This is a genomic window from Rhabdothermincola sp. (genome assembly GCF_036846205.1).
Classification (GTDB): Bacteria; Actinomycetota; Acidimicrobiia; order Acidimicrobiales; family Acidimicrobilacustridaceae; genus Rhabdothermincola.
Map to the genome: position 1 here is coordinate 1 of NZ_DAIUCK010000105.1, position 10789 is coordinate 10789.

Annotated in this window: 10 protein-coding genes; 8 read left to right on the top strand and 2 right to left on the bottom strand. The window is 71.2% G+C overall.

Annotated features, from left to right (window positions below; translation table 11 throughout):
* Together V7004_RS13355 and V7004_RS13360 are read left to right on the top strand one after the other, a co-directional pair.
* Positions 1–689: hypothetical protein (locus tag V7004_RS13355; RefSeq protein WP_334144576.1), on the top strand; the 689-nt coding region annotated here is incomplete at its 5' end.
* Between the two features lie 76 nt (positions 690–765).
* Complete coding sequence (locus tag V7004_RS13360) at positions 766–1551, top strand: class I SAM-dependent methyltransferase (RefSeq protein ID WP_334144577.1); 786 nt, start codon at positions 766–768, stop codon at positions 1549–1551.
* Positions 1552–1761: 210 nt separating this feature from the next.
* On the opposite strand, the gene V7004_RS13365 is transcribed toward V7004_RS13360, so the two are convergent.
* Entirely contained in the window at positions 1762–3183 is a 1422-nt protein-coding gene (locus tag V7004_RS13365) for a CCA tRNA nucleotidyltransferase (RefSeq protein WP_334144578.1), read from the bottom strand.
* A gap of 52 nt (positions 3184–3235) precedes the next feature.
* Positions 3236–4249: a histone deacetylase family protein gene (locus V7004_RS13370; protein ID WP_334144579.1), complete on the bottom strand. Its 1014-nt coding sequence runs from the start codon at positions 4247–4249 to the stop codon at positions 3236–3238.
* 81 nt (positions 4250–4330) lie between these two features.
* Between V7004_RS13370 and V7004_RS13375 the strand changes: the two genes are divergently transcribed.
* The 6 genes from V7004_RS13375 to V7004_RS13400 form a co-directional block, all read left to right on the top strand.
* Positions 4331–5056 (top strand): GNAT family N-acetyltransferase, encoded by a 726-nt coding sequence (locus V7004_RS13375; protein ID WP_334144580.1) that lies wholly within the window; start codon positions 4331–4333, stop codon positions 5054–5056.
* Positions 5053–7323 (top strand): DUF6049 family protein, encoded by a 2271-nt coding sequence (locus V7004_RS13380; protein WP_334144581.1) that lies wholly within the window; start codon positions 5053–5055, stop codon positions 7321–7323. The genes V7004_RS13375 and V7004_RS13380 overlap by 4 nt, the downstream gene beginning before the upstream one ends.
* Entirely contained in the window at positions 7298–8134 is an 837-nt protein-coding gene (locus V7004_RS13385) for a DegV family protein (RefSeq protein WP_334144582.1), read from the top strand. Before V7004_RS13380 ends, V7004_RS13385 begins: the two co-directional genes overlap by 26 nt.
* A 52-nt stretch (positions 8135–8186) precedes the next feature.
* Positions 8187–9821 (top strand): protein kinase domain-containing protein, encoded by a 1635-nt coding sequence (locus V7004_RS13390; protein ID WP_334144584.1) that lies wholly within the window; start codon positions 8187–8189, stop codon positions 9819–9821.
* A gap of 71 nt (positions 9822–9892) precedes the next feature.
* Complete coding sequence (locus V7004_RS13395; RefSeq protein ID WP_334144587.1) at positions 9893–10432, top strand: RNA polymerase sigma factor; 540 nt, start codon at positions 9893–9895, stop codon at positions 10430–10432.
* 5 nt (positions 10433–10437) lie between these two features.
* The coding region (locus tag V7004_RS13400) for a hypothetical protein (RefSeq protein WP_334144588.1) at positions 10438–10789 on the top strand (352 nt) is incomplete at its 3' end.

The window sequence follows — 10789 nt, forward strand, 5'->3', positions numbered from 1 at the left end:
CCATCAACCCCCCCAGCAACCCAAACACCGATGTCGCCCTACAGGTCTGGGCCGACAAGTCGGGTAACGGCTACGACCTCGCCCAGAACACCGCCGCGAACCAGCCGACCTGGCGCTTCAACACGGGCATCAACGCGCTCGGTTCGGTCGAGTTCGACGGAACCGATGACTGGCTCGAGACCGCCTTTGCTGCGCTCAGTGGTCTCACAGACGTCACCGTCTTCTACGTGGCGGCCAACGACGTGTCGCCCGATGGACCGGTCCTGTGGGGCTACGACTCCACCGCGGGCAACAGCACCAACGCCTGGCAGGTGGCTGGGGCGGATGCGCCGGGGTCACTGACCGGCGAGTCGTTCAGCCTCGCCTCCAACGGGAACGTGGCGGGGACGACCAACGCCGACTACACCCTGGGGACCGACATCGTCACGATCACCCAGACCACGGCGCTCAGCACCCTGCGCGTCAACCTCACGGCCCGCACGCTCAGCCTGGGCAACCCGGCACAGGACCTCACCCCGAGCGCGGCCGTGGGTGGCAATGCCGACACCCTGCGGGTAGGCGGTGACGACCTGACCACCCAGTCGGTGTTCGACGGCATGATCGGCGAGATCATCATCTACGACCGGGTGCTCAACGCCACGGAGATCGATCAGGTCGAGTGCTACCTGAACCTCAAGTGGTACCTGTAGCCCGCCCATCCGGGCGTGCCGGCTCCTCCCAGGGTCATCCCCGCCCGTCGGAGTCTGTGCGGGCAGACTGGCGCTGATGCCTGACGAGCCCGACGACCTCACGAGCACGCATCCCAGCGGGCACCTCCGCCCCGCCCCCGATCCCGCGGTGGATCTGTCCCCTGAACCCGGCGTACCCGGGCCACCCCTCTCGGCCGTGTTCCCGACCAGCATGTCCTTGCCGAGCGACGTGGTGTCCTACGGGCCCAACATCCCCACGGAGGCCGCCTTCAGGCTTCTCGGTCACGTGGAGGGCAAGCGGGTCCTCGAGCTCGGCTGCGGCGCCGGCCAGGCAGCCATCGCGCTCGCCCGGCAGGGAGCGCACGTCATCGCCGTCGACCCTTCCCACCGAAGGCTGGATCAGGCCAGAAACGCCTGCGAGCGGGAGGAGGTCCGGGTCGAGCTCCACCAGAGCGACCTGGCCGAGCTCGCCTTCGTGCGGGCCGACACCATCGACGTGGCTGTCAGCGTCTTCGCGCTGGCCTCGGTCGCCGACCTGGACCGGGTCTTCCGCCAGGTCCACCGGGTGCTGCGCACCGGATGCCCGCTGGTGTTCTCGCTGCCCCACCCCGCCCTGCGGGTGGCCGAGGGCGGTTCATACTTCGACCGCTCCCCGTCGCCATGGGACACGGGAGACGCGGCAGGACAGGAACAGCCACGCACCATCGGTGAAGTCTTCACGAGTCTGACCCGGGCGAACTTCCGGGTCGATGCCCTGCTCGAGCCCGAGCCCGTCGACCGGCCACGCTCCCCGCTGTGGAAGCCTGCCATGGAGCGGGCGCCCGCCACGCTGCTGATCCGGGGCCGCAAGGAAGGCATCTGAACAGAACGACCGGTGGGGGCCCGGGGGCCCCCACCGTGCGCATCGCCAACAGCACGGCCGGGCCCGGAACGAACGCGACCCGGCACCTTCGGTTCGAGTCACCGGGGCCGGGTTCGCTCTAGCTCCCCGCAGGCGCAGCGACCAGTTCAACCTGCGGATCGTCACTTCCCCGCCGGTCACCGCGAACGGTGACGGGACGTGTCAATCCTATCACCCTTTGCGTTGATCGCCAAGGGGTGGCGGTCCGTGTGCAGCCCCTGCCTGTGCTGCCCACCACTCGTCCAGCCGGTGGAGCGCCTCCTCCCGCCCGAGTGGCCCGTGCTCCAGCCGCAGCTCCAGGAGATACTCCAGTGCCCGGCCCACGAGCGGGCCCGGTTCGATGCCCAGATGAGCCATCACCTCCCGACCATCGAGATCAGGCCGGATCGAGGCGAGCTCCTCCTTCGCGGCCAGCTCCTCGATGCGCCGTTCGAGCTCGTCCATGCGAGCGGCCAGTGCCCGGGCCTTACGCTCGTTGCGGGTGGTGCAGTCGCAGCGGGTGAGCTCGATCAGCTCGTCGAGCAACGGTCCGGCATCGCGAACGAAGCGGCGCACCGCGCTGTCCGTCCAGCCCATTTTGTAGGTGTGGAACCGCAGGTGAAGGTAGACGAGACGGCTCACCGCCTCGATGTCCTCGTTCGAGTAGCGCAGCTCACGCATGCGGTGCCGGGTCATCCGGGCACCCACCACCTCGTGATGATGAAAGGACACCCCGTTCTCGCCGTAGGCCCGTGTCCGGGGCTTCCCGACGTCGTGGAACAAGGCGGCGAGGCGAACCAGCCGGCGAGGAGAGGTCTTGGCCACCACCGCGATCGTGTGGGTCAGTACGTCCTTGTGGCGGTGGATCGGATCCTGCTCCAGGCGCATGGCGGGGACCTCGGGCAGGAACTCCTCCATCAACCCCGTATCCACGAGGAACCACAGACCCGGCGACGGGTCCGGGACGACCAGCAGCTTGTCGAGCTCGTCACGGATCCGCTCCGCGGAGACGATCGCCAACCGGTGGCGCATCCGCTCCACCGCCTCGGTCAGCTCGGGAACCGGGCGTAGCCCGTACCCGGCGATGAAGCGCGCCGCCCGCAACATCCGCAGCGGGTCGTCGGCGAAGGACTCCTCCGGCGACAGAGGCGTCCGCAGTCGTGACGCCGCCAGATCTGCTGCCCCGTCGAAGGGGTCGATCAGCTCCGGCTCGGGCAGCGCGAGCGCCATCGCGTTCACCGTGAAGTCACGGCGCGACAGGTCGCTCTCGACCGCATCCGCGAACCGCACGTCGGGCTTGCGGGAATCCGGCACGTAGGCCTCGGCGCGATGAGTGGTGATCTCGAAGGTCCACTCCCCCCGCTTGACCCCGATCGTTCCGAAGCGCTCTCCCTGGGTCCACACCGCGTCCGCGAGGTCGCGCACGAGCTGCTTGGTCTGTTCGGGGCGGGCGTCGGTAGTGAGGTCGATGTCGCGATCCGCACCCAGCTCGCGACCGACGAGCAGGTCACGCACGATCCCACCCACGAGGTAGAGCCGGAACCCCGCCGCGGTGAAACGATCAGCAAAGGGTCGCGCCTGGTCGAGCACGGGTCGCAGCCGGTCCGGGATCACGGCGGGCAACGCTACCGGCCTCCCCGTGGGGCATCGCCAGCGGGGGGATCCGTCAGGGCCAGCCGGCCTCGTCGCGGATCCGGCGGACCGCCTCGACCACCGCCCGTCCCGCACCCCCCGAGGTCGCCGGTTCAGGCCGGTAGTCGACCTCGACCAGCCGGGCCAACGACGCGCCCACCGAGAGCCCCAGCGCCCCGAGGTCGTAGCCGCCCTCGAGAAAGAGCAGCCGCCGACCCGCTGGCACCAGCTCGCAGAGCTGCGCGGTGAGATCAGCGAAATCCCCGGCCCGCAGGCCGAGGCCGGTCAGCGGGTCGGCACGATGGGCGTCGTAGCCGGCGGACACGATCAACCAGGTGGGATGCCACTGCTCGACCACCGGAGCGACGAGCACGTCGACGGCGAGACGGTAGACGTCTCCCGTCGCGCCAGCAGGGAGCGGCACATTGATCGTCATCCCCGCCCCTTCACCGCGCCCCGTCTCCTCCAGGGAGCCCGTGCCCGGGTAGAGCGGGTACTCGTGGAGTGAGACATACAGCACTCGCGGGTCCTCGTAGAACGCGTCCTGGGTGCCGTTGCCATGGTGCGCGTCGTAGTCGACGATCAGCACCCGCTCACCGCGGTCGGCGAGTGCAGCTGCCGCCACCGCCACGTTGTTGACCAGGCAGAACCCCATGGGGCGGGTGGGCGTGGCGTGGTGGCCGGGCGGACGCACCGCGCAGAACGCGACCTCGGCCTCACCGGCATCGAGCCGCTCGATGGCGTCCAGCCCGGCGCCGGCCGCGAGCAGCGCAGCCTCGTACGAGCCCTCGGAGACCGCCGTGTCGGCGTCGATCTGACCGCCCCCCATGATCGACAGCTCCTGCAGCGCGCGCAGGTAGCGACCGGGATGAACCCGTTCGATCGCCGCTTCCCGAGCGGGGCGTGGCTCGAACGGCACCACGGCTTCGGCGATCCCGGCCTCGTCGATGCCCTGGGCCACCGCCGCCAGCCGCTCGGCCCGTTCCGGGTGCCAACGACCAGGGTCGTGCTTCTCGAACAAGGGGTGGGTGGCCAGCAGGACGGTCACGAAGCGAGGGTACCCCTCGCCTCGGGAGCACGGGCTCGCCCCATCCCGGTCACGCTCGCGGTCGTATCCTCGTCGCGGATCATGGGAAAGGTGGATCTGCTGCACTGGGGGTCCGAACGGCTCCGGATCACGCCGTGGCGCGGCGATCCATCCGTCGCGCAACTGACTCCCATGGCGGGAATGCTTCCCACCGCCGGCGCCATCCGCCACTCCCTCGACGCGCTCGCGGCGGACGGCTACCGATCGGTCCTCACCTCCGCGTTGACGCTCGACGAGCAGCGCCCGTTCCTCGAGGCCGGGTTCGGCGTGCACGAACGACTGCACCTGTTGCGCCACGATCTCCGTGACCTGCCGGACGGGCCTCTGCCGCCCGGGATGCGGCTGCGACGCGGCCGCCGCCGTGATCGCACGCCGGTGCTCATGGTCGACGGTGCCGCATTCCAGCCCTTCTGGAGGTTCGACCAGGCGGGCTTCGACGACGCTCGCCAGGCAACCCCGTCATCGAGGTTCCGAGTCGTCGATGCCGGGGCAGTGGCCGCCTACGCCATCACCGGCCGCGCCGGTTCGGTCGGCTACCTCCAGCGCCTCGCCGTGCATCCCGACCATCAACGCCGCGGCCTCGGCACCGCGCTCGTCGCCGATGCCCTGCGCTGGGCTCGCCGTCACGGGAGCGCCTGGGTGCTGGTCAACACCCAGGAGACCAACGAGGACGCGCTGGCGCTCTACCTGCGCCTCGGCTTCGTGCAGCAGCCCCACGGGCTGGCGGTGCTCGAGCACCCGCTCGACGGGCGTAGGAACGGTGCATGACGCCTTCGACCGGCCGAACCCGCAGGCCTGCGCTCCGCTCGGCGCCACTGCTGGTCGCCCTGGCCGCGATCCTCGCGTCACTCGGCCTCGGGACCACCGGCCCGTTCGCGGAGGCCGGAGTCACCCCTGAGCCTGCCGGCCCGGCCCGCCTCGAGCTGGTGGATCAGACGGCTTGGGTGGCGCCGGAAGGCACGTTCGAGCTCACCCTCCGCATCCCCGATCCGCCGCCCGGAGCGCGGATCGCGGTCGCGATCCACCCGGCGACGCCGTCGCGCACTCGCTTCGAGCAGTCCATCCGGGGGGAGAATCTCGGCGCACCGCTGCGGCCGGGGCCGCCGGCCTGGCCGCTCGACACGCTGGCCGCCGGGGACGGCACCTACCGGATCGTGGTGCCGGTCAGCGCGGTGGTGACCCCACCGTTCGGCGTCCGCCTCGGCTCGCCGGGGGTGTACCCCGTGAGCGTGGCGGTCACCGACCACGACGGCGACCCGGTCACGCAGCTGGTGACCCACCTCGTGCGACTCCCCCCGAGCGGCTCGGCGGGGGTGCCGCTGGCGGTATCCGTCATCGCTCCGCTCGAGGCGGGCTCACCGTTCCGCCCCGACGGTTCGGTCCGGCTCGACCGCGAGGACCGCGAGCGGCTCGGGAACACGATCGCCGCCCTGGCGACCACGGTCGACGTACCGCTCACCGTCGCGCCGTCGCCCGAGGTGATCGACGCGCTGGCCGTCGCCGAGCAGCAGGGGGAACCGGATCTGCTCGGTCCCCTGGCTCGCAGCCTCGGCGCCCGCCAGGTCCTGCCACGCCCCTACGCCGCCATCGACCTTCCGGCCTGGGCCCGCGGCTCGCAGACCGACCCGGACACCGACATCGGGCTGACCCGCCAGCTGGCCACCGGCAGCGAGGTGGTCGCTGCCCTGCTCGGCACCTGGCCCGATCAGAGGACCTGGCTCGCCGACCACACGATCGACGGCACCGCTCTGGGCCGCCTGCGGGCTGCCGGGGTCTCCCAGCTCGTGCTCCCGGCTGACCGGTTCGACGACGAGGGCGGGCGGGGAGCCACGGCGGACCATCTCGCCTTCGAGGTCCGCGACAGCGAGGGTGAGACGCTGCGGGCGGTGCAGACCGATCCCAGCCTGGCGGAGCGTCTGCTCGCCACATCCGATCCCGTCCTCAACGCCCACCTGGTGCTGGCTGATCTGGCAGTGCTCGCGCTCGAGCGCCCGTCGCAGTCCCGCGGTGCCGTCTTATCACCCCCCGCTCGCTTCCCCATCCCCCGTGCGAGCTGGGATGCCTTGCTCAAGGGCCTCGCCCGCCGCCCCCCACCGGGAGCGGACCCCCTCGTGAGCCCGGTGACCCTCGACGACCTGTTCCGGGCGGTCGACATCGCCACCACCGGCCGAGCCGGCACTCGATCCCCGCTCGTACGCCAGCTCGCCCCCACCGTCTCCGAGGGCGACGTCAGCGCGCTGGCCGCCGCCAGCGCGGCCACGTGGAGCCGGATCGAATCGTTCGCGTCGATGCTCGAGCCCCCCACGCCGGCGCCGCCCGGCGCCGCGGACTCCGGTACCGACCAGGGCGCGGCTCCAGCGAACGCGGCCCGAGAGCTGGTCTGGCCGATGCGGCGCCTGGCTCTGGCAGCCGGCGCGTCCGACCTGGACGAGCCCGCTCGGGACGCCTTCCTCGCCGCTGCCGATGCGGCCGTCCAGGCCCAGCTCGCGGCGATCACCCTTCCCGGACCTCAACAGATCACGCTGACCGAGCGCACCAGCCGGGTCCCGCTCACCTTCGAGAACCAGCTCGATCATGCGGTCACCGTGGAGGTGGCGCTGCAGAGCGAGAAGCTCGAGTTCCCGGATGGCGACCTCCAGCTCCTCATGCTGCCGCCGAAGGAGACCACCCGCTACGAGATCACCGTCGAGACCCGCTCCTCGGGTGCGTTCCCCCTGGAGGTCACCGTCCGCTCGCCCGACCGCGGCCTGGTGTTGGGCGCCACCCGGTTCTCCGTGCGCTCGACGGCCATCTCGGGGATCGGGCTGCTGCTGTCGGCGGTGGCCGGGGCGTTCCTGCTGCTGTGGTGGGCGCGTCACTTCCGTGACGTGCGCCGGAGCCGGCGGCTGGTCTCCCCCAACCATCCGGCCTCGCGTCCGGTGAGCACACCCCGTTCCCCGAGCCCCGGGGCGGGGTCCGCTACGCTCCCCCGAGCGGCCGGCGCGGAGGGCGCCGCCAGCGGGGGAGACCATGCCCGGAGTCCAGATCGTCACTGACAGCGCCTGCGACCTCGAACCCGAGGAGGTCGAACGGTACGGCATTCGGGTGGTGCCGCTCTCCATCCGATTCGGCGACCGGGAGTTCATCGACCGGGAGGAGCTGTCGGTCGAGGAGTTCTACGAGCGGATGGCGGCATCAGACACGCTGCCCGAGACGGCAGCCCCTCCACCGGGCAAGTTCGAGCAGGCCTTTCGCGACGCTGCCAGCAACGGAGCGGAGGCGGTGGTGTGCATCAACCTGTCGAGTGCGCTGTCGGCCACGATGCAATCGGCACAGAACGCGGCGACCGCCGTGGCAGGCGACATCGACGTGCGGGTCATCGATTCGAGGTCGATCACCGGTGGGCTCGGCACCCAGGTCGTAGAGGCCGCGAAAGCGGCCGCCGAGGGCAAGAGCGTCGACGACGTGGTGGCCGTCGTGGAGGATCTGGTCCCACGAACCGAGATCTACGGCGCGCTGGACACGCTCGAGAACCTCAAGAAGGGAGGGCGCATCGGCAACGCCCGCGCCCTGCTCGGTTCGATGCTGTCGTTCAAGCCGCTCATCCACATCGCCGACGGGGCGGTGGAGGAGGCAGGCAAGCCCCGGACGCGCAAACGTGCGCTCGAAGCCCTGCGCGACAAGCTCTTCGCCGAAGGCAACGTGTCCCACCTGCGGGTCTGCCACGGCGAGGCCCCCGACCTCGAGGAGTTCCTCGAGCTCATCTCCCCCCGCTACCCGCGCGAAGAGATCACCGTCTGCAAGATCGGCGCGGTGATCGGCACCCACGGCGGCCCTCGCATCATCGGTGTCTGCTACGTGAAGTAGCGCTCGGCGGCTCCGACCGCGACGTGGCGACGCCCACTACCGTGGACCTGCCGTGTCCGGTCCCGCCACCAGCCCGCCACCTGGCCCTCCGGGAGCCTCAGACGCGCCAGCCCCGTCGCGCCCGGCCGCACCTCACCCCGGTCTGGTCCTCGCCGGCCGGTACGCCCTGCGACACCTGATCGCCACCGGCGGGATGGCTGAGGTCTGGGAGGGTATCGACCACGTCTTGGAGCGGCCGGTCGCCATCAAGCTGCTGCATGCGCACCTGTCCGCCGATCAGGCGTTCACCGCCCGCTTCCGGGCCGAGGCCATCGCAGCGGCCCGGCTCCGCCACCCCTCCATCGTGGCCATCTACGACACCTGTCATGATCAGGGCCACGAGGCGATCGTCATGGAGCTCATCCGGGGCAGGACGGTGCGCGAGTTCCTCGACGAGCACGGGCCGCTCGATCCCGATGACGCGATCCACCTCGGCACACAGGTCGCGGACGCTCTCACCGTCGCCCACCGTGCCGGGGTCGTCCACCGTGACATCAAGCCGGCGAACATCCTGCTGTGTGACGACGAACGGGTGATGGTCACCGACTTCGGGATCGCCAAGGTGTATGGCGGGTCCGATCTGACCAGTACCGGCACCATGCTCGGGACCGTGAAGTACCTGGCTCCCGAACAGGTCGCGGGCCAACCCGTTGACCCTCGCTCGGACCTGTACTCGCTCGGCGTGGTGCTCTACGAATGCCTGACCGGACGGCCACCGTTCACCGGTGACACAGCAGCCGCGGTCGCTCTGGCCCGGCTCCACCAACCGGTGCTGCCGATGCGGGCACGTCGCCCCGAGCTCCCCGAGCCTCTCGACCGCGTCCTGCTGCGGGTCCTGGCGAGAGAGCCCGACGATCGCTACCCGGACGCGGCCGCGTTCCGAGCGGCGCTGCTCGCCGCCGGCGCACCAGAGCGGCCACGTACTGCGCCGAGCATCCAAGGGGACCGGACAGCCGTCACAGCTCGGCCCGCGGATCTCGACGCAACCTCCGTCTCGCCGGTCGCGGGAGCAGTGCCCGCCATCGCATCGGCGACTGCCATGCCGCACCAGGGAGCGCCATCGCCGGCACGCCGCTCCCGCGGTCGATGGGTGCTGGCCGTCATCCTGCTGGGCGTGGCGGCCACGTCCATGGCCGTGGCGGCGGTCCTCGTGTCCCGCACCCGCGGCAACGAGACCCTCATTCCCGGCCCTGGCCTGTCCGGTGGGGCGCCGACGACGATCCCCATCAGGTCCGTGCAACCGTTCGACCCCGCCGGTGACGGTCAGGAGAACGGTGCCCAGGCCAACCTGGCCGCCGACGGTGACCCGTCGACCTCGTGGCGCACCGAGACCTACCAGAGTCGCCATTTCGGCAACCTCAAGGACGGTGTGGGCCTGGTGGTCGCGCTCCCTGCTCCGGCCCGGCTCGGTCGCCTCGAGGTGCGCTCGCCCACCAGCGGGTGGGCTGCATCGGTGTACGTGGCCGCGACCCTCCCGTCGGATCTCGCCGGCTGGGGCCCGCCGGTGAACGGGTCCGAGGGGATCCAGGGTGATGCCACGTTCGATCTCCGTGGCACCTCCGGTGCCTTCGTGCTCCTGTGGATCACCGACCTCGGAGACGGGCCGGGCCGGGTGGAGGTCGAGGAACTGGCGGTGATCGGCCGCTGAACCTCCCGCGAGGTGGGAAGGGGCACCGCTAGGCTCAGCCGATCCGGGGGGAGGCCGACGACCGAGCGCTGGTGTCCGCTGCTCAGGCGGGTGACCGGGACGCGCTCGAGGCCCTGCTGCGCCGACACCACGACCGCATCCATGCCCTCTGCCGCCGTCTCACCGGCCACGACGCGGACGCGCTCGATGCCACGCAGGAAGCCCTCCTGGCGATCGTGCGGGGACTCGACCGATTCGACGGACGAGCCGCGTTCACCACCTGGAGCTACCGGGTGGCGACGAACACCTGCCTCGACGAGCTCCGCCGACGGAGGCGGCGCCCCGAACCCGCGCCGTCAGACCCGGCCGCTGACGACCCGGCGGTCCCGAGCTTCGACCATGTCCTGAGCGAACGGCTGGCCATCGACGAGGCGCTCGCCACCCTGGCATCCGAGTTCCGGGCCGCAGTTGTCCTTCGCGACCTGCTGGGGCTCGACTACGCCACGATCGGCGAGGTGTTGGACATCCCACCGGGCACGGTACGGTCTCGCATCGCCCGGGGCCGAGCCGCGCTCGCGGATCAGCTCGGGAACCTCGATCCCTCCGTCAACGTCCCAACAGACAGATCATGACGGACGTGACCCCCCCGCACCAGCCCCTCGACGACGAGCTCGTCTCCGCGGTCCTCGACGGTGAGGCATCGACGGAGGAGGAGGCCCGGGTGTTCGCAGACCCCGACGCCCGGGCACGCCTGGAGCGCTTCCGGGAGCTCGCAGCCCAGCTCCGCATCCCCGTCGCCCCACCGGATCCGGCGGTGCGAGAACAGCTCATCGGCCGCGCCCTCGCGGCCCACCACCAGGACGGTCGGGACGGGGACGGCGACCCCGCAGCGCACAGGCGGGACCAGCCATTGCCCCCCTCGCCGGCGCCGCGCCGGCGCCGAGCGGCGCTCCCTCTCAGGTCCGCGGTGGCGATCGCCGCCGCAGTAG